Raw genomic sequence first — 19468 nt, forward strand, 5'->3', positions numbered from 1 at the left:
TTAAATGTATACCGCTAAGCGTTCTCCGAACCCAATCATAAATCTATTCAGTGCTGGTTTCCAATGACGGATCGGCATTGTCTACTTTTTCGATGCGGCCTGGATTGCCAGATAGATTACCTTCTTTGCCGAGTCATCGGTTGGAAATAATTTCCGTTTTTTGATCACTTTGCGAATGACACTGTTCAGTGACTCAATGGCGTTGGTCGTGTAGATCACCTTTCGTATGTCCTCCGGGTAGTTGAACAGCGTGTTCAGGTTCTCCCAATGGGCACGCCAGGAGCGGCTGATCCTGGGGTACTTGTTGTCCCATCGGTCAGAGAATTTATCCAGCGCCAATAAGGCTTCTTCCTCGGTGATGGACTGGTAAATCTTTTTCAAATCAGCCGTGACAGGCTTGTAGTCTTTCCAAGGCACCTACTTCATCGAGTTCCGTACCATATGCACGATACAGAGCTGGATCTGGGTGTCCGGAAAGGCCGTGTTGATGGCATCAGGAAAGCCTTTTAAGCCTTCGACACAGGCAATCAAAATATCCTTCACACCGCGGCTTTGAAGCTCTGTCAACACGTTCAGCCAGAATTTAGCCCCCTCATTCTCCGATAACCACATCCCTAATAATTCCTTGTGGCCTTCCAGGTTAACGCCCAGAGTGAGGTAAATCGCTTTGTTGATCACTTTCTTGTCTTGCCTGATTTTAACGACAATGCAGTCCAGATAAACAATAGGATAAATCGCATCCAGGGGGAGAGATTGCCATTCAACAACCTGTTCGATAACTGCATCAGTGACTTTGGATATGAGTGTGGCAAAGACATCGGCCCCATACATCTCCTTGAATAAAGCTGCCCGCTCTATCTCGCGGGGTATCCAGTTCAAACTGGCCATCTTCCGTTTGCAAGGTCTTGCTGGTAGTGCCGTTGCGGCTATTACTCGCTTCGGATTGTTGATGCTTGGCAAAGCCAAGATGATCAGCCAGTTCAGCATTGAGTGCTGCCTCGAACGTGATCCTGGTCAGCATTTGCCGAAACTCGTTGAGATCTTCTTCAGTTTTGATGTTTTTAGCGGCCGCCTGGGCTATCGCCTGGAGCTCTTTCTTGTCGATCATCTGCTTATCCTCTCCCTTGTTTGGGTTTAATGATAGGCAATTACATAGAATTCAGGATAGTCTCAGTTGCAAGCCTTGTTATCCCAATTGCCGGACAACAAACCGAGTGTGGTCATGCTGCTGCTGTAGGCAATGGCTACCTGCCGGTAACAAGTCATCCAGACAGGCGAGGTCCAGTGACCGTGAAGGTACCCAAGGTAAACTCTAGATCCGGAGACCCAATCACTTTCCACACTGCGTCGGTCCCCCTATATTCGCAAAACCCGTTCGCTGGAAGCCGCGATTTCCTGGCTGTATCTCAAGAGTATAAGCCGCGGTGAGATGGGGGAAGCACTCAAGGTGCGGATCGGCCCGGAAGCAAGAGAGCTATCTGCCAGTACGGTTTCCCGACTGAAGCAGGTATAGGCATAGGAGTATCGGGATTGGTGTGCCACCAGATTGGGCAAAGCTCGCTGAGTATACATTTGGGTAGACGACATCTACAGTGGCCTGAGAGCTGAACAGGCAAAACTCTGCACATTGGTTATTATTGGTGTCAATGAACGGGATGAGAAGCATTTTCTGGTGATAGAAGATGGTGACCGGGAGTCGACGCAGAGCTGGCATGAAGTCCTGCTGAAGTTGAAATTACGTGGAATGAACAGTCTGGCACTGGCTATCGGTGATGGTGCCATGGGTCCCGGCCGCCTTGGAGGGGACCTACCCGGAAACCCGTCAGCAACGCTGCTGGATGCATAAAACGGGTCATGTGCTCAATACCTTGTCAAAGTCATTACAGCCAAAAGCCAAGCAGACGGTGCACGATATCTGGCAAGCCGATACCCAGGATAATGCAGAGAAAGCCTTGGAGCTGTTTGTGAAGGCTTACGAGCCAAAATATCCGAAAGCCACACTCTACCTGCAAAAAGATCGGGAAGAATTGCTGGCGTTCTATGATTTTCTCGCCCAGCACTGGCAAGGCCTCAGGACGACAATCCTATTGAATCGACGTTTGCCACCATCCGCCACCGCACGAAGCGCTCCAAGGGCTGTTTGTCCAGAGATGGTTGCTGCATATGCTGTTCAAGCTCAGCCAATGTGCTAAGAAAAACTGGCGCAAACTGCGCAAGTTTAATTATTTCGCCAAGGTAATAAAAGGGGTGCCATTTAAAGATGGAGTCGAGATAGATAAATCAGACCAGATCGCTGCTTGAGAAATGACTGATACATCACTTTTGACAATAACGCGCAAATTGCCGCCATGGAGCAAAACACCTAGGCTTCTGCACCCTCGCTGCGCCTGAGTTATTCGCCACTTCAGCAGTGGATTCGATATCTTCAGGCTGTGTGCGGTCGATCACCAGCTGAATACCCGTGCACAGAAAAGGATTATTGACCTTGGCAGGCTCATCTTCAATTGCCGAAAACTGCCCCCTGCCGAGCGGTATGGAGGCCTGCACAATCTCTATCGATCTTTCGGTCATCCGCCAATTCATTATGATGCCAGATATTCCGAAAGCTCTTGTAAACTTTACGCTATTCCTGCACTGGATAACTGATGAACACCGCAGCAATGGTACCGCCAATGACCACCAGCAGCCTCAGCAGGTTGAAAAAAGCCCGGGGCAATAACAGGGGGCAATAACAGGCTGTCGACTATCGAGTACGTTTGGGGGCTGGGTGTCCCAAAACGCATCACAAGATCGAAGACACGCCTGAGCACAACCCAGTAGCATGCCGACCAGTATAGAGGCATCATCCCACCTTTGGGTAGCAATAGCGCCATCATTATCCCCCCGATTAATCCTTTGAATTACAGAATGTTGCAACAACTATAGCAATGTAGCAGCGTTTATTCCACAGTCTGGCCACAGCATTGAAATTTCCATCTGCTGAATCCCGCCTATACTTAACTGTAAATCGATCCAATACGGGCAGACCACAACTAGGAGAGGATATAGATGACATTGAGAGAACTACTCGCGCGAAAAGCTTCGGGTATTATTACCATAAAGGCCTCAACCAACCTGCTGCAGGCCATCGAACTGATGTGTGACCGCAAAGTGGGGTCACTGCTGGTCGAGTCGGGTGATGGCGGGTTACTGGGTATTGCCACAGAAAGAGATATCCTGCGCGCCTGCTATCATCGAAAGGGAGATCTGACCAACGCCCTGGTTGACGATGCCATGACCCGGGATATTATTGTCGCCTCTCCCGAAACCAGCGTTGATGAGGCAATGTCGATGATGACAGAACACAGGTTCCGTCATTTGCCGATTCTTGACGATGGAAAACCCATCGGCATAATCTCTATCGGCGATCTAGTTAAAGCTCAGCTAAAGGATATCACTGTCGAAATTAAATATCTGCGGGAATATATCGCCGCCTGAATTTATCCATTCGATCCGCCCTCCCTTTTTCTGCTACCCTCTCTATCTCCGCATTAAAGTAGAGAGGGTGGCTCTCCATGTTCCGGATAAACTCATTACTCCTGTCGGCACTGCTGATGCTGGCTATTACATCCCAGCCCCAAGCCGCCGGTCAGACGGCTTTTAAGGAGTATTTTCAAGCTTTTCCGAGATTCTGGGACAAAATCTATCCCAAAGGCGGCAAAAACCTCTACTGCAGCAAACGCTTTGGCCGCCGCCACGGCAGGTCGGTCAATATTGAACATGTCTACCTAATGGCATGGGTCACAAGGGCAGAGGGGTGCCGAAGCCGCAAACTGTGTCGGCAAGCCAGCCCCCGATTCAACCGCATTGAAGCCGATATGCATAACTTTTACCCGTCACTCAAAAATATCAATAAAGCCAGAGGGAGTACACCCTTCGGATTGATTGAAAGTGAGAGATGGGATTTTGGACGCTGCGATTTCGAATTCGACAACCGGCGCCGACTGGTTGAACCGGGCCCAGCCAGTCGCGGCAATATTGCAAGAGCCATGCTGTATATGCATGACAATTATGACTTGCCGATCTACAAACGCCAAGGAATATTGCTGAAAAAGTGGAACCGGCAAGACCCACCCGATGCAGAGGAGCGGCAGCGTAATGACCTGATTGCTAGGCGGCAGGGTACTCGCAACCGATTTATAGATAACCCGCGTTCGGGCGACAACGTCCGTTTCTGATGCCCTAAGTCTTCAACAAGTCCGTGCCAGAGGGTATGGAGATACTATTAACCCGGCGGACATTTACATATTAATATAACGCTTGCATGAAAATAGATGTATGCGAGCTCGGCACTGATAGCAACAAGAACTCCTGGGACAGCAAGCTGCTCAGCTCCGCCTGCAAGGAAAGAGCTTTAAGGAAATAGGCCGCTTATTGAATGGGCTCTTCCCCTAATCGAGAGGGTAAGTATCACCCAACCACCCCCTCAGGATAAAGATTCAGGAGGGTGCAACGATTTCCGTGTAACTGCCCAGGTTAAACGTACTCCGCCAAGCGTTCTTCGAACTCAATCATAAATCTATTCAGTGCTGGTTTCCAATTGCGAATCGGCATGGTCCATTTTTTTGATGCTTGCTGCACCGCCAGGTACACTACTTTCATTACCGAATCGTCGGTCGGAAATAGCTTCCGTTTTTTAATTACCTTGTGAACCACGCTGTTCATTGGCTGGATCTGAGTCTCGGGAAATGCTGTATCGATTGCGTCTGGAAAGCCCTTCAGGCCATCGATACAGGCTATCAGGATATCCTTCACGCCGCGATTCTGGAGCTCTGTGAGTACATTGAGCCAGAACTTGGCACCCTCATTCTCTGACAGCCAGAGCCCCAACAATTCCTTGTGGCCCTCCATGTTCACGCCCAGTGCCAGATAAATTGCCTTATTGATCACTTTCTTGTCTTGCCGGATTTTTACGACAATACAATCCAGGTAAATAATGAGATAGACCGCATCCAGTGGCCTAGATTGCCATTCAATCACTTGTTCAATAACAGCGTCAGTCACTTTGGGAATCAAGGTGGCGGAGACATCAGCACCGTACATTTCTTTAACGGTCGTGACGATTTCTCGTGTTGTCATGCCCTGAGCATACAAGAAAATAATCTTGTCGTCCATGGAAGTAAATCGACGCTGGTGTTTTTTAACGGGCTTGGGCTCGAAACTCCCAGCTCTGTCGCGTGGTGTATCGAGCTCGAACTGGCCAGCTTCCGTTCGGTTAGTCTTACTGGCATAGCCGTTGCGGTTATTGGCAGCGGCGGACTGCTCGTGCCTTTCAAAGCCAAGATGATCATCTAACTCAGCGTTCAGTGCCGCTTCGGTCGTAATCTTGGTTAGCATCTGCAAAAAAGTCTTTGAGGTCGTCTTCCGTCTTGATATTTTTAGCGGCCGCATGAGCGATCGCCTGTAGTTCTTTCTTGTTCATAGTGCCTGTCCTCAACCACGCTTGGGTTTAATGATAGACAGTTACACAGAATTCAGGACAACCTCAGGCAGGCGACATACGCGTCAGTTTAACGGCACACCAAAGGACCATTTTTATCTCTATTTTGAAGGAGTGTGAATGACAATTTAACAACAGTGATCCAGAAAGTCAGTTCAAACAACTGAATCAATGGGTTAAAGACAGATTTAGCCGGGCACTCTGAAAACCGCGGAGCCGACGCAGTTGGATCTTCATTGGCCTGCCGTCTTGCGTCGTCTCAACAGCTGCCACGAAAGGAATTTTATTACGAGACCCTCGCCCACGCTTTCCCGGTTTCTCACCACCAATATTAGGCATCATCCATCTCGATGCGACCAGCCAGTTTTTTTGACTCTGACGTTCCATCATCACCTGCATCAGTTTGTGCTTGAGCTTCCAGGCTGTATTGTAGTTCACACCAATTTCACGGGACAGTTGCAAGGCAGAAGTACTCTATTTTACGCTGAGTCAACAAATAGATGGCCAGAAACCACTTCTTCAACGGCAGCTTGGTGCCGTGAAAGATGGTGCCAGCAGTCAGGGAGCTTTGGTGGTGGCATTTGTGGCACTGATATACCTTACGGCTTTTGAGTTCACAACCTGTTGTGTTGCCACACTCAGGACATATATATCCGGTAGGCCAACGCAGTTGGTACAATGCTTGTTGGCATTGCTCTTCAGAACCATGTTTTTCAATAAATTCGTGCAAACCAAGACCTTTTTGAAACTGCACTGTATTTTTCGGCATGATAGAAACCCCTCTGTGTTCAGTGGCTTCTATTATGCAATGACCACTGGCTCAATAGCTGAGCCTGGTAGGTAATCAGGAAAGTATTTAAAACATAGTACCCACAAACTCGGCAGATGTTTACACAGTTATCTTTGAAATTAAGGAGTTACATCGTGTGTGGAAATAAAATTCTTGTCGCCGACGACGACATCATGATGCTCACAACCATTTCAAAAGGGCTGCAGAATGCAGGCTACCAGGTATTTTCAGCCTCAGATGGTGACCAGGCTGTAAAGAGCGGCCTGACCTAGCGATTCTCGACATCCAGATGCCCGGTACTTTTGGTATAGAAGCAGCCCGACAGCTACGAGAGAAAGCGGGCGTACAATCAATTTTTCTCACTGCCTTTTGTGAAAAAGAGGTGGTGGAGCTTGCGGTCAAGGAGGGCGCACTAGGCTATCTGGTAAAACCTGTGGTGGCCAGCCAGCTGATCCCGACTATAGAGACCGCCCTGGAGCGGGCGGCTGAGCGGGACAAACTGCATAACAACGAGACAAACCTGATGGATGCACTAAACCGCAACCGGGATATCAGCGTTGCCGTAGGCATATTCATGGAAAGATTCAATGTGTCAAAGCAGCAGGCATCTGAAGCACTGAGAAGCTACTCCCGTACAACACGGTGCAAGCTGATCGACGTTGCCCGCAATCTGGTTGAGATAACGGAGGGGAAAAACGACTTAATCAACCAGATCCACAAAAGTAGCTCCGGAAAAAAACATTAGCGGCAAAAAATCAAAGAAAAAATCGCAGGGCCTTTTCTTGTTTTTCACTCTGAAGTCTTCGCGTATTCTCCGCGTTATTTTTTAGGCGTTTCAGACGAACTCTATTCAGTAGAAGAGAGCTTCTTCTGCAGTAATTCGTTGACCTGCTGTGGGTTTACCTTCCCTTTAGAGACCTTCATCACCTGACCGACGAAAAAGCCAAGCATTTTTGACTGTTTTTTCTCATCTGCCTTACGATAACTCTCCACTTGGCCTGCATTAGCCGCCAGCACCTCATCGACTATCGACTCAATAGCGCCGCTGTCGGTGATCTGCTTCAGACCCTTTGCTTCGATCACCTCATCAGCACTGCCTTCACCGGCCCAAATTGACTCGAACACCTGCTTGGCGATCTTGCCGGAGATAGTATTGTCACTGATCCGGCACAACAGGCCACCGAGCATCTCAGCCGTCACCGGACACGCAGTAATGGTCTTGCCCTCTCTGTTCAGCGCACCGGATAACTCGCCCATCACCCAGTTGGTCGTCAATTTGGCATCACCCGCCACTTTTGCCGTCGCCTCAAAATAATCAGCCAGCGCCTTGTTAGCGGTGAGCACCTCTGCATCATAGGCCTTGAGGCCATATTCCGAGCTGAAACGGCTGCGCTTCGCATCCGGCAACTCAGGAAGATCGGCTGTTATCGTCCGGATCAGTTCATCATCCAGCTCTACCGGCAACAGATCCGGGTCTGGAAAATAGCGGTAGTCATTGGCCTCCTCCTTTGAGCGCATGGACCGTGTCTCATCCTTGTCGGCATCATACAGCCGGGTCTCCTGGGCTACTTTATAACCATCTTCGATGCACTCAATCTGCCGCTCCACCTCCAGATTGATAGCCCGCTCCAGAAAGCGGAACGAGTTGATGTTTTTCAGTTCAGCCCGGATACCGAGTCTCTCCTCACCCTTGATTCTGACCGAGACATTGGCATCACAGCGGAACGAACCCTCCTGCATGTTGCCATCGCAGATCCCCAGGTAGCAGACAATCTGGTGGATCTTCCTGGCATAGGCAACAGCCTCGTTGGCAGAGCGCATATCCGGCTCGGATACAATCTCCAGCAAAGGGGTACCTGCCCGGTTCAGATCAATCCCGGTCTTACCCAGGAAATCCTCATGCAGCGACTTACCTGCATCCTCTTCCAGATGAGCACGAGTCACGCCAATTATCTTGATATCGCCGTCAGCAGTCAGAATTTTCACCGAACCCTTGCCCACGATGGGATGTTCTAGCTGGCTGATCTGATAGCCCTTTGGTAGGTCAGGGTAGAAGTAGTTCTTGCGGGCAAAAACAGATCGATGACCCAGCTCTGCCCCAATGGCACAACCGAAGGTCACTGCTTTCTTCACCACATCCCGGTTAAGTACAGGCAGCACACCGGGCATGCCCAGATCCACATTGCAAGCCTGAGTATTCGGTTCCGCCCCAAACGCAGTTGCGGCGCCCGAGAATATTTTCGACTTGGTTGCCAACTGAGCATGAATCTCAAGCCCGATTACAGTTTCCCATTGCATAGGTTTGTTCCAAATTCTGTACCCCTTTACTTTTACTGCCGGGGTGATTAGTGGCTAATACGATTCAGTGACTCTTTGCACAACCCATTTGCTTGTTTCTGCGCCTACAAAGCAGGCGCATCACGGTGCCAGTCTGTCGCCTGCTGGAAACGATGGGCCACATTCAACAGCTCGGCCTCCTGAAAATAGTCGCCGATAATCTGCAACCCCACAGGCTTCCCTGCAACTGGAGCAACTGGAATAGAGATACCTGGCAATCCGGCAAGATTCACCGCAATGGTATAAATATCCGACAGATACATAGTCACCGGATCATCGGCCTTCTCACCGATCGCAAACGCAGTGGAAGGAGCAGTGGGACCCATAATGACATCGACCTGTTTAAAAGCGGCATTGAAATCGTCTGAAATCAGGTGCCTGATCTGTTGCGCCTTGAGATAGTAAGCATCATAGTAACCGGCAGAAAGCGCGTAGGTACCGATCATGATCCGGCGCTTGACCTCGGTGCCAAAACCCTCGCCACGTGACCGCTTGTAGAGGTCCTCCAGGTCCTGCGAACCATCACAACGGTAGCCATAACGGACACCATCAAAACGGGAAAGATTGGAAGAACACTCAGCCGGCGCAACCACATAGTAGGTGGGTACCGCTAGGCGGGTATTGGGCAGACTGATCTCGACCACCTCTGCACCGAGACGTTTGTACTCACCAATAGCGGCCTCAACAGATTCAGCCACCTGGAAATCCAGCCCGTCATCGAAATACTCTTTGGGAAGGCCAATTTTCAACCCCGTCAGATCATCTCCCAGTGTCGCAGAATAATCCGGCACCGACCGATCCACACTGGTCGAATCCCGCTCATCAAAGCCCGCCATGGCCTGAAGCATAATAGCAGCGTCTTCCGCACTCCGGGTCATAGGTCCGCCCTGATCCAGGGATGATGCAAATGCGATCATGCCATAGCGGGATACCCGCCCATAAGTAGGCTTCAAACCAGTAATGCCGCACAGTGCCGCCGGCTGGCGGATGGATCCGCCGGTATCTGTCCCTGTTGCCGCCGCACAGAGCCGCGCCGCCACGGCAGATGCCGAGCCACCGGATGATCCACCAGGCACTACATCGGTATCCCAGGGATTGCGCACCGGGCCATAGTGACTAGTCTCACTGGAAGAGCCCATGGCAAACTCATCCATGTTGGTCTTACCCAGCATGACAACACCGGCCGCTTTCAGCCTTGCCACCACTGTAGCGTCGTAGGGCGAAATGAAATTATCCAGCATCAGGGAACCGCAACTGGTTTTGATACCGGCGGTACAAAAAATATCCTTGTGAGCAATGGGAATCCCAGCAAGCGGTCCGGCATCGCCGCGGCGAATCAGTGCATCTGCAATTTCCGCCTCTTTCAGCGCTGCCGCCCCTGCCACCGTGATAAAACTGTTGAGCCTCTCACTTTGCTTACCAATCCGGTCCAGGCAGGTCTGGGCCAGCTCGACGCTGGAAAACTCGCCGGCACGCAATCCGGCTGAGAGTTCGACAATACTTTTGTTATGCATGGAAATCGATCCATATCAGGTTTCATGTGGCTTCAGATCAAGCCCGAAAGCCTCTTCGTCTGGTGGTTACTCAAGCACCTTGGGCACCAAATAGAGCCCATTCTCCGTCTCTGGCGCAATGGACTGAAACAGATCGCGCTGATCCGTCTCTGTCACAACGTCTTCACGCAGTCGCTGAAGCATATACAGGGGATGAGACATAGGCTCAACATTTGCGGTATCTACTGCATTCATCTGCTCCACTAGGTCGAGTATATTTGATAGATCGCTGGCAACGGAATCAAGTTCACCTTCACTCACTGCCAGCCGAGCCAAGTGAGCAATATTCTCTACATCAGATTTTTCCAGGAACATGTATTTTCTCGACAACACTATTAGACATAAAAAATGGGGAAACTAACACATTTAACCCCGGGTGAGCAGGAAAATACACTTTAATGTGGCACTGTTCCCTTGCCCCGGACCCCCTCCGATTGTTAAATTACACCTTTCGAGGAGAGCAGCCAGAGCGACGAAGTCTGAAAAAGACCCGGTTCGCAGCTCCAAAAGGTAGCTGCAAGATCTCCATCCGAATCCACAAATATCCCAAGGGAATACTATTTCACTATGTTGTTCAGACGCATTCGCGGTCTCTTCTCCAACGACCTTGCCATTGACCTCGGCACTGCCAACACCCTGATCTACGCCCGTGGCCAGGGGATTGTGCTCGATGAACCCTCCGTAGTCGCCATTCGCCAGGACAGAGGTCCGGGTGGTGGCAAATCCGTAGCTGCTGTGGGAGAAGAGGCAAAGCTGATGCTGGGGCGTACCCCTAGCAATATCACAGCGATCAGACCGATGAAAGACGGCGTTATAGCCGACTTTACGGTAACCGAAAAGATGCTCCAGCACTTTATTCATAAAGTACATGAGAGCAAACTGATCCGTCCCAGCCCGAGAGTACTGATCTGTGTTCCCTGCAACTCCACCCAGGTGGAACGCCGCGCCATCCGCGAATCAGCCGCCGGCGCCGGCGCCCGGGAGGTCTACCTGATCGAAGAACCCAAGTCTGCAGCCATTGGAGCCGGCCTGCCGGTGGATGAGGCCCTTGGCTCTATGGTCCTGGATATCGGGGGTGGCACTTCGGAAATGGCCATTATCTCACTCAACGGTATTGTCTACTCCAATTCAGTACGTATCGGCGGAGACCGCTTCGATGAGGCAATTATCAACTATGTCCGGCGCAACTACGGCACGCTGATCGGTGAAGCCACTGCAGAGCTGGTGAAAAAGGAGATTGGCATTGCCTTCCCCGGCAATGAAGTGAAGGAGATCGAGATCAATGGCCGGAATCTGGCCGAAGGTATTCCCCGCAGCTTCACCCTTAATAGCAATGAGATACTCGAAGCAATGCAGGAGCCACTCTCAGGGATCGTAGGCGCAGTCAGAGTCGCGCTAGAGCAGACCCCTCCCGAATTGGGCGCCGATGTTGCTGAACGCGGCATCGTTCTCACCGGTGGCGGTGCCTTGCTGCGGGACATAGACCGTCTTCTGGAGGAAGAAACTGGACTGCCGGTACTGGTTGCAGAAGATCCCCTGACCTGCGTTGCCAGAGGCGGAGGAAAAGCCTTGGAGATGCTTGATGAACGGGGCGGGGAGCTGCTGTTCGCTCTGGAATGACCACGAGTGTAACACCACAAGATTCTCTGGTTCCCGCGCAGCAGGGCGCGAAAACCTAAGATTCAGAGCCGCACCGAGGAAGAGCGCAACACCAACCACTCAGCTGAGGCTGACCACCCATCAAACCAATCTTTACACAGGGCCCATCTATCACCTTCCGCGCCATTCTAGCCGTGGTGGTATCTCTCGCCCTGATGATTATTGATCACCGCGAGCATCACCTGGAGTCAGTCAGGGCTGCAGTGTCAACCCTTACCTACCCCCTGCAATACATTGCCAGCCTACCACTTTCGGCCGGTGACGCAATATCCGAAATCTTTTCCAGCAGAACCCGGCTACAGGATGAAAACAGAAATCTGAAGAGGGAGAATCTGCTGTTACAGGTGCACCAGCAAAAAATGAATGCCCTCGAGGCGGAAAATATGCGCCTGCGGAACCTGTTGGAGTCATCTTTCAAAATCGGTGACCGAGTGCTGATTGCCGAGTTGATGGCAGTGGATATGGACCCTTATCGCCAGCAGGTGCTGATCAACAAAGGGAGCAACTCCGGGGTATTCAAGGGGCAACCGGTGCTTGACGCAAATGGGGTGATGGGTCAGGTAGTCCATGTCAACCGCTTCACCTCATCAGTTCTGATCGTCACCGATACCAGCCATGCCCTGCCGGTCCAGATAAACCGTAACGGCCTGCGCGCCATCGCCATGGGCACAGGAAGAATCAATAAACTGACGCTACCCAACCTACCCAACAATGCCGACATCAGGGAAGGTGACCTGCTCGTCACCTCAGGGCTGGGTGGGCGTTTCCCTCCGGGCTACCCGGTGGCCAAAGTAACCTCGATCGTACGCGAGCCAGGACTGCCCTTCGCAAACGTACAAGCCAGGCCCAGCGCTCATCTGGAGAGAGCCCGTGAAGTCCTGCTGGTCTGGATGCTGAAACCGCTCAACGATTCTCTCCCTGACGAGAGTGAAAACCCCGATCAGACGGCACCCGCCGGGAAGGTGTCACAGTGACCATTTCATCCCGACGCGGTGGCATCATCCTGCTCAGTTTTTTGATTGCACTCCTGCTGACGATCATGCCACTACCGGAATGGGCTCGTCTGCTCCGCCCTCAATGGTACACGCTGGTGCTAATCTACTGGACTCTGGCTCTGCCTCAGAAAGTCAATGTCGGTGTCGGCTGGCTGGCTGGCATCACCGTTGACGTCATGGCCGGGACCCTGCTGGGCCAGCACGCCCTGCCGTTGGCACTGATCGCCTACATTACCTACGAAACACACCAACGGGTCAGGCTTTTCCCGCTATGGCAGCAGTCTCTCATAGTGATGGCCTTGCTGTTGATTGAGAAGCTACTCTCTATCTGGGTGATGGGGGCTCTCTCACTGCCTGCACCTCCCCTCAGCTTCTGGGCTCCACCACTGATCGGCATGCTGCTGTGGCCCTGGATCTACATCATACTCCGGGATATACGGCGGAGATTCCATGTACATTGATGAAGTACTAGGCTGCAATTAATGTTTCAGGTCACGTTCAAAAACTATCTCTACGAGAGCAGGCTGTTCCAGGGCCGGGTACTGATTGCCGCCGTCATTGTCCTGATCCTGCTGCTGACACTGATGTTGCGGTTAATAAATCTGCAGATTACCGGACACCAGCACTTCACCACTCTCTCCAGGGACAATCGCGTCAAAGTCGAACCCTTGCCACCGACCCGCGGCCTGATTTTCGACCGCAACGGCACTATATTGGCGCAAAATCTGCCGACCTACACCCTTGAAATTACACCGGAAAGGATTGCTGACCTCGACAAAACTCTTGCCGAGCTTGGGCAGATAATCACCATTACCAAGCGTGATCTCAAACGCTACAAACGCTTGCGCAATCAGCGCAGGCGTTTCAACAGCATCCCGATCCGGCTACGGCTGGATGAAGAGGAGGTGGCCCGTTTTGCCGTTAATCGCCATCTTTTTCCTGGGGTGGCGATAAAGACAAAGCTGCTGCGGCATTACCCGCTGAAGGAGGCCACTGCCCATGTCCTGGGTTATGTCGGCCGAATCAATAAAAAAGAGCTTCAGACAATCGATACATCGGCCTATTCAGGGACAACTCACATAGGTAAAAATGGGATAGAGAAGGCCTACGAGGAGAAGCTTCACGGTGTGGTCGGACTGCAACAGGTTGAGATCAATGCGGCTGGCCGGGTTATTCGCACCCTGGAGAGCCAGCCACCTTCACCCGGCAGCGACCTCTATCTCTCCCTCGATTCGGAGTTGCAAAGTGTCGCCATGGCTGCATTCGGTGATAATATCGGCTCAGCAGTCGCCATCGACCCCAAAACCGGCGGCATCCTAGCCCTTGTCAGTAAGCCGGGATTCGACCCGAATCTGTTTGTCGAGGGGATCAGCCCAGCAGACTACAAAGCGCTTCAGCAATCAGAGGATAAACCGTTGTTCAATAGGGCCATCCGTGGGCAATACCCACCGGGATCCACCATCAAGCCGTTTATCGGACTGGCTGGACTGGAGACCGGAGCCATCGACTTCAATCAGAAAAAATTCTGCCCCGGCTTTTACCAACTGCCGAGCCACTCCCATAAATACCGGGACTGGAAAAAATACGGCCACGGCTCAGTCAGCATGCTCCAGGCCATCACTCAATCCTGCGACGTCTACTACTACAGTCTGGCCCACCAACTAGGCGTGGATGCACTGCATAACTTTCTGAGTCGTTTCGGCTTTGGCGAACGCACGCAAGTGGATCTCACCGGAGAACTGGGCGGTTTGCTGCCCTCGCGCGAATGGAAAAAACGGGCGAGAAATGCACCCTGGTATCCGGGTGAAACACTGATTATGGGTATTGGCCAGGGCTTTTTTCTCACCACGCCCCTGCAGCTGGCCAGTGCAACCGCCACACTGGCCAGCAACGGCAAAAAAATTCGCCCCCATCTTGTCCAGACCATCAGCAACAATGACGAATTACCGCCTCAAACCCTGACCTCGCCGGTAACGGTTAATCTACCCGTGACATCATCACTCAACTGGGATGATGTGATCCACGCCATGACCCAAGTGATCGAGGGTCTCCGGGGCACCGCGAAACAGATACGCAGCGATAATTACAGAATCGCCGGCAAAACCGGCACCGCCCAAGTATTCACCGTCAAGCAGGAGGAGGAATATGATGAGAAAAATGTGGCAAAAAAAATGCGCGATCACGCCCTTTTCATCGCCTTTGCCCCGGTGGAAAATCCTCGCATAGCCGTTGCAGTCATCGTGGAAAATAGCGGTCACGGCGGTTCTGTGGCAGCCCCAATAGCTCGTAGTATCATGGATAAGCACCTGCTTCAAGAAAGGCCATGAAAAGATCCCATCAACTCAGTGGCCTTCCTGAATCGAACCCAACTCGTGCAGAAGGATTGCTGGCAGACCTGCATCTAGACCTGCCGCTGCTCACCGGGCTGATTCTGCTCTGCGGTTTTGGTCTTATGGTGCTCTACAGCGCCAGTGGAGAGGACGTGAATCAGCTGATGCGCCAGCTGATCCGGCTGGGACTTGCATTTACCGTGATGGTTGTCCTCGCACAGATTCATCCGTCACAGATTCGGCGCTGGGCACCCTGGTTATTCGGGGTAGGTGTGGTAATGCTGGTGGCGGTATTGCTAATCGGGCAAGTCGGAAAAGGGGCTCAGCGCTGGCTCGATCTCGGCTTCTTCCGCTTTCAACCTTCCGAACTAGTCAAAATGGCTGTCCCCATGATGGTCGCTTGGTTTCTGGCAGAAAAATCACTGCCACCCAGTTGGAGCCGCCTAGCCGTTGCTGCAACAATGATTCTGGTACCGGTGCTACTGATCGCTAGGCAACCAGACCTTGGCACATCACTGCTGGTAGCCAGTGCGGGCATATTCGTGCTGTTCCTTGCCGGACTCAGCTGGCGTTTTATCGGCGGGATGATACTCACCGCCATTCCTTCAGCCTGGATTCTCTGGGAGTGGGGAATGCGAGAGTATCAGCGCGACCGGGTACTCACTTTCCTCAATCCAGAGAGTGACCCTCTGGGCACCGGCTACCATATTATCCAATCCAAGATCGCTATCGGCTCAGGCGGACTCTATGGCAAGGGCTGGCTGAATGGAACCCAGGCTCACCTTGAATTCCTGCCTGAACGCACCACGGATTTTATTTTTGCAGTACTGGCGGAAGAGTTCGGTTTCACCGGGATTATGCTGTTACTCCTTATCTACCTCTTCATCATCCTGCGCGGGCTCTATATAGCGGCCCAGGCACAAGACACCTTCAACCGACTGCTCGGGGGCGCCCTGATTCTGGTTTTTTTCGTCTACCTGTTCGTAAACACCGGCATGGTAAGCGGCATTCTGCCGGTAGTGGGCGTCCCCCTGCCACTGATCAGTTACGGCGGCACATCGCTAGTGACCATCATGGCTGGTTTCGGTATCCTGATGTCCATTCACACCCATCGTAAACTGCTGTCAACCTAAAGGAAGCTCATGAAACCCGGTTCACTCAGGAACGGCCTGACACTACTTTTGCTGATTATTGGTACTGCTGCTGCAGAACAACCTGCCAGTTACGACAGTGGAATAAGTCAATTCATACAGGAGATGTCAAGCAAACACGGTTTTGACCAAACGATTCTCAAGGAGCTGATGGATAATGCAAAATACCGGCAGAAGATTATTGACGCCATATCAAAACCCGCTGAAGGTATGGCATGGAAAAAATACCGGCCCATTTTCGTCACTGAATCTCGAGCAAAGCAGGGCATGGAATTCTGGAACAACAATGAACAACTGTTAAACCGTGCTAAGGAGCAATACGGAGTACCACCGGAAATTATCGTTGCCATCATCGGCGTAGAGACCCGCTACGGTAGGCACGCCGGGACATACCCGGTGCTTGATGCGCTTTCGACACTTGCGTTTGGCTATCCCAAGCGCGGCGATTTTTTCCGCAGCCAACTGGAAGAGTTTCTGCTCCTGACCCGGGAGGAAGAAGTTGATCCGGTCAGCGCCAAAGGCTCCTACGCAGGCGCCCTGGGGCAGCCTCAATTCATCCCCAGCAGTTACCGAAGCTATGCAGTGGACTTCGACAATGATGGACGCCGCGACCTCTGGCACAGTAACGCCGATGTGATCGGTAGCGTTGCAGCTTATTTCAAACGTCACCACTGGCAGCAAAATGACCCGGTCACATTGCAGGTGAATGATGTCACCAAGATCCATAAGCACTACATAGAGGCAGGAATGAAGCCCTCCATTGAATTGGGGAGCTTGCGTGCCAGCGGTCTATTCATCGATCAGACCCTTGCCGACAACACACTCACCAGCCTGATTGAACTGGAAAGCGATGGCGGCAATGAATACTGGCTTGGGCTCCACAATTTCTATGTGATTACCCGGTACAACCACAGTAATCTCTATGCCATGGCTGTCTACCAGTTGAGCCGTGAAATCATGGCACAGTATAAGGCCGGTAAAAACCAGTGGCAGGCAGAACCGGGGGCATGATCAAACTACGGCAACATCGTTCCGGCCTTATGGGAGCAGTGCAACTGCTACTGCTTGCTTCGCTGATAACGTCTTGTTCCGTTCGCCCACCGTCTATCCCTGGCTTTCCAGGCAGCCAGGATAGCGCCCCAGCCCGAAGGCTGGACCCAAACAGCATCAGAGACGCAGTACCAAAAAGTGAACAACAAAGTCGCCGGGGTAACCCACGCTCTTACGTGGTGATGGGAAAACGCTACTCCGTCATGCCCAGCAGCCGAGGGTACCGGGAGCGCGGTATCGCATCCTGGTATGGCACCAAATTTCACGGCCGCTCCACCAGCAGCGGTGAACCTTACGACATGTATGCCATGACCGCAGCCCACAAGAGTCTGCCGCTCCCCACCTATGTGGAAGTGACCAATCTGCGCAATGGACTCCGTACCATCGTGAAGGTCAATGATCGCGGACCTTTCCATGGAAACCGGATCATAGACCTCTCCTACGCTGCTGCCACCAAGCTGGGCATTCTCGGTCATGGCACCGGACTGGTGGAGGTAAGGGCTATTGACCCGGGCTATCAACAACCCAAACCACGACCAGTAACAGCCAGCGTGAAACCTGTGCAAAAGGCGGACCCAGATCTCTTCATTCAGGTCGGCTCCTTTTCCAGCAGAGAGAATGCACTTCGCCTCATGGAGCGGCTGGAACAGTCGCTCAGTCAAGTGATCCGTATCCAACAGGCCACTCATTCGGGAACTCAGGTTTTCAGAGTTCAGATCGGCCCTCTGGCAAGCATCGGATTATCCGATCTGCTGCATGAGAAACTGGCCTACCTGGGCATAGCGAATACCCATATCGTCATCGAATAATCGTGTTATTACGAAAACCGGCAGGCGTCTGGCATTCAGGTTAGAATAGCAACAACTTTTGCCAAACTCCCGCTAGTTGCCGTTGCTTCTGGGAACGTATCGCTGATGAACCGGCACGCCAATTTACAACAGGAAACGTTTACCCGTGCTTGCACTTATGCCCCGTATACCGACACTCATTGCGCTGCTCCTGGCATTGATGGTTTTCAACCATGCCCAGGCGGCAGTCCCCATCCCGGCTCCCCCGACGATTGCAGCCGGTGGACATCTTTTAATCGACTTTAATAGCGGCCGCATTCTGGCTGAAAAGAACGCAGGAGAACGATTAGAGCCAGCAAGCCTGACCAAAATCATGACCGCCTATGCGGTGCTGCGCGAGCTTAAAGAAGGCAATATCAGCCTGGATGAGCAGGTACTGGTGAGCAAGAAGGCCTGGCGGACACCGGGCTCACGCATGTTCATCGAGGTAAACAAAAAAGTTTCAGTGGAAAAACTGCTGAAAGGGATGGTCATCCAATCAGGCAATGATGCCAGTGTCGCCCTGGCAGAACATGTTGCAGGCAGCGAGAAGACCTTTGCCAACCTGATGAATGAACATGCCCGGCGGCTGGAAATGGACAATACACACTTCGTGAACAGCACCGGCCTGCCAGCAGAGGAGCACTACACCACAGCTCAGGATATCGCCAAGGTGACGGCAGCCACCATCCGGGAATTCCCAGAGTACTATAAATGGTACGCTGAAAAAGAGTACACCTTCAACAAGATAAAACAGCATAACCGGAATAAGCTGCTATGGCGTGATAACGCGGTGGATGGCGTTAAGACCGGCCACACCGATGCCGCGGGTTACTGTCTGGTGGCATCAGCTCAACACGACAGTATGCGGCTCATTTCGGTAGTAATGGGAACCAAAAGCGAAGACGCTCGGGCCAAGGAGAGTCAGGCACTGCTAAACTATGGCTTCCGCTTCTTTGAGACGCATCGTCTCTATAGCGCTGGCGAGAAGCTCACCCAGATAAGAGTGTGGAAAGGTGACAAAGAGCGGGTCGGCCTAGGCATTACCCAGGATTTATACATCACCATTCCGAGGCGACAGTACGAAAAACTCAAGGCTGGCATGAGTATTTCACCCAAAATCATGGCACCCATTCAACAAGGCCAATCCCTTGGCTCAGTCAACATTGCGCTGGAAGGTGAAACCATTGCTGAAGTTCCTTTGGTAGCCCTGAACAGGGTAGCCGAAGGCAGTCTCTGGCAGCAGGCCAAAGACACTGCCCTGCTCTGGCTGGAATAGACCGAACCTCCACGGAAA

General features: G+C 52.0%; 16 protein-coding genes and 4 pseudogenes. 14 read left to right on the forward strand and 6 right to left on the reverse strand.

Annotation, left to right across the window (positions count from 1 at the left end; genetic code table 11):
• Nucleotides 1-1105 (reverse strand): annotated as a pseudogene (locus MN084_RS17465) (IS256 family transposase).
• 32 nt (nucleotides 1106-1137) lie between these two features.
• Here MN084_RS17465 and MN084_RS17470 point away from each other — a divergent pair.
• The 4 genes and pseudogenes from MN084_RS17470 to MN084_RS17485 all read left to right on the forward strand — a co-directional run.
• Nucleotides 1138-2301 (forward strand): annotated as a pseudogene (locus MN084_RS17470) (IS256 family transposase); the annotation flags it as partial.
• 184 nt (nucleotides 2302-2485) lie between these two features.
• A complete protein-coding gene (locus tag MN084_RS17475; RefSeq protein WP_330178215.1) occupies nucleotides 2486-2719 on the forward strand; it encodes a hypothetical protein in 234 nt (77 codons plus the stop codon).
• A gap of 329 nt (nucleotides 2720-3048) precedes the next feature.
• Entirely contained in the window at nucleotides 3049-3477 is a 429-nt protein-coding gene (locus MN084_RS17480; protein WP_241085579.1) for a CBS domain-containing protein, read from the forward strand.
• Nucleotides 3478-3554: 77 nt separating this feature from the next.
• Nucleotides 3555-4217 carry an endonuclease gene (locus MN084_RS17485; RefSeq protein ID WP_241085578.1) on the forward strand — a complete coding sequence of 221 codons (663 nt, stop codon included), beginning with the start codon at nucleotides 3555-3557 and terminating at the stop codon, nucleotides 4215-4217.
• A gap of 298 nt (nucleotides 4218-4515) precedes the next feature.
• On the opposite strand, the pseudogene MN084_RS17490 reads toward MN084_RS17485, so the two are convergent.
• Both MN084_RS17490 and MN084_RS17495 read right to left on the reverse strand, forming a co-directional pair.
• Nucleotides 4516-5461 (reverse strand): annotated as a pseudogene (locus MN084_RS17490) (IS256 family transposase).
• Between the two features lie 207 nt (nucleotides 5462-5668).
• Nucleotides 5669-6248, reverse strand: a pseudogene (locus MN084_RS17495) (IS1595 family transposase); the annotation flags it as partial.
• Between the two features lie 155 nt (nucleotides 6249-6403).
• Between MN084_RS17495 and MN084_RS17500 the strand changes: the two are divergent.
• Both MN084_RS17500 and MN084_RS17505 read left to right on the forward strand, forming a co-directional pair.
• A complete protein-coding gene (locus MN084_RS17500; RefSeq protein WP_241085577.1) occupies nucleotides 6404-6541 on the forward strand; it encodes a hypothetical protein in 138 nt (45 codons plus the stop codon).
• Between the two features lie 17 nt (nucleotides 6542-6558).
• Complete coding sequence (locus MN084_RS17505; protein WP_241085576.1) at nucleotides 6559-7014, forward strand: ANTAR domain-containing response regulator; 456 nt, start codon at nucleotides 6559-6561, stop codon at nucleotides 7012-7014.
• Nucleotides 7015-7115: 101 nt separating this feature from the next.
• On the opposite strand, the gene gatB is transcribed toward MN084_RS17505, so the two are convergent.
• From gatB to gatC, 3 genes are all read right to left on the reverse strand, one after another.
• A complete protein-coding gene (gene gatB, locus MN084_RS17510) occupies nucleotides 7116-8567 on the reverse strand; it encodes an Asp-tRNA(Asn)/Glu-tRNA(Gln) amidotransferase subunit GatB (RefSeq protein ID WP_241085575.1) in 1452 nt (483 codons plus the stop codon).
• 104 nt (nucleotides 8568-8671) lie between these two features.
• The gene (gene gatA / locus MN084_RS17515; RefSeq protein ID WP_241085574.1) at nucleotides 8672-10120 is read right to left on the reverse strand and encodes an Asp-tRNA(Asn)/Glu-tRNA(Gln) amidotransferase subunit GatA; all 1449 of its coding nucleotides are present in this window, start codon (nucleotides 10118-10120) and stop codon (nucleotides 8672-8674) included.
• A 66-nt stretch (nucleotides 10121-10186) separates the two neighbouring features.
• A complete protein-coding gene (gatC, locus tag MN084_RS17520; protein ID WP_241085573.1) occupies nucleotides 10187-10474 on the reverse strand; it encodes an Asp-tRNA(Asn)/Glu-tRNA(Gln) amidotransferase subunit GatC in 288 nt (95 codons plus the stop codon).
• A 255-nt stretch (nucleotides 10475-10729) separates the two neighbouring features.
• On the opposite strand from gatC, the gene MN084_RS17525 reads away from it, so the two are divergent.
• From MN084_RS17525 to MN084_RS17560, 8 genes are all read left to right on the forward strand, one after another.
• Entirely contained in the window at nucleotides 10730-11779 is a 1050-nt protein-coding gene (locus tag MN084_RS17525; protein WP_241086048.1) for a rod shape-determining protein, read from the forward strand.
• Between the two features lie 176 nt (nucleotides 11780-11955).
• On the forward strand, nucleotides 11956-12792 hold the full coding sequence (gene mreC, locus MN084_RS17530; protein ID WP_330178566.1) for a rod shape-determining protein MreC: 837 nt from the start codon (nucleotides 11956-11958) through the stop codon (nucleotides 12790-12792).
• Nucleotides 12789-13274 carry a rod shape-determining protein MreD gene (gene mreD / locus MN084_RS17535; RefSeq protein ID WP_241085571.1) on the forward strand — a complete coding sequence of 162 codons (486 nt, stop codon included), beginning with the start codon at nucleotides 12789-12791 and terminating at the stop codon, nucleotides 13272-13274. Before mreC ends, mreD begins: the two co-directional genes overlap by 4 nt.
• Before the next feature lie 21 nt (nucleotides 13275-13295).
• Complete coding sequence (gene mrdA, locus MN084_RS17540) at nucleotides 13296-15140, forward strand: penicillin-binding protein 2 (protein WP_241085570.1); 1845 nt, start codon at nucleotides 13296-13298, stop codon at nucleotides 15138-15140.
• Entirely contained in the window at nucleotides 15137-16276 is a 1140-nt protein-coding gene (gene rodA / locus MN084_RS17545) for a rod shape-determining protein RodA (RefSeq protein WP_241085569.1), read from the forward strand. The genes mrdA and rodA overlap by 4 nt, the downstream gene beginning before the upstream one ends.
• 123 nt (nucleotides 16277-16399) lie before the next feature.
• Nucleotides 16400-17305, forward strand: a complete 906-nt coding sequence (mltB, locus tag MN084_RS17550) for a lytic murein transglycosylase B (protein ID WP_241085568.1) — start codon at nucleotides 16400-16402, stop codon at nucleotides 17303-17305.
• Between the two features lie 242 nt (nucleotides 17306-17547).
• Nucleotides 17548-18153 (forward strand): septal ring lytic transglycosylase RlpA family protein, encoded by a 606-nt coding sequence (locus MN084_RS17555; protein WP_241085567.1) that lies wholly within the window; start codon nucleotides 17548-17550, stop codon nucleotides 18151-18153.
• Between the two features lie 157 nt (nucleotides 18154-18310).
• On the forward strand, nucleotides 18311-19450 hold the full coding sequence (locus tag MN084_RS17560; protein WP_445083984.1) for a D-alanyl-D-alanine carboxypeptidase family protein: 1140 nt from the start codon (nucleotides 18311-18313) through the stop codon (nucleotides 19448-19450).
• Nucleotides 19451-19468 lie beyond the last annotated feature (18 nt).

Source organism: Candidatus Vondammii sp. HM_W22, assembly GCF_022530855.2.
Taxonomy (GTDB): domain Bacteria; phylum Pseudomonadota; class Gammaproteobacteria; order Chromatiales; family Chromatiaceae; genus Vondammii.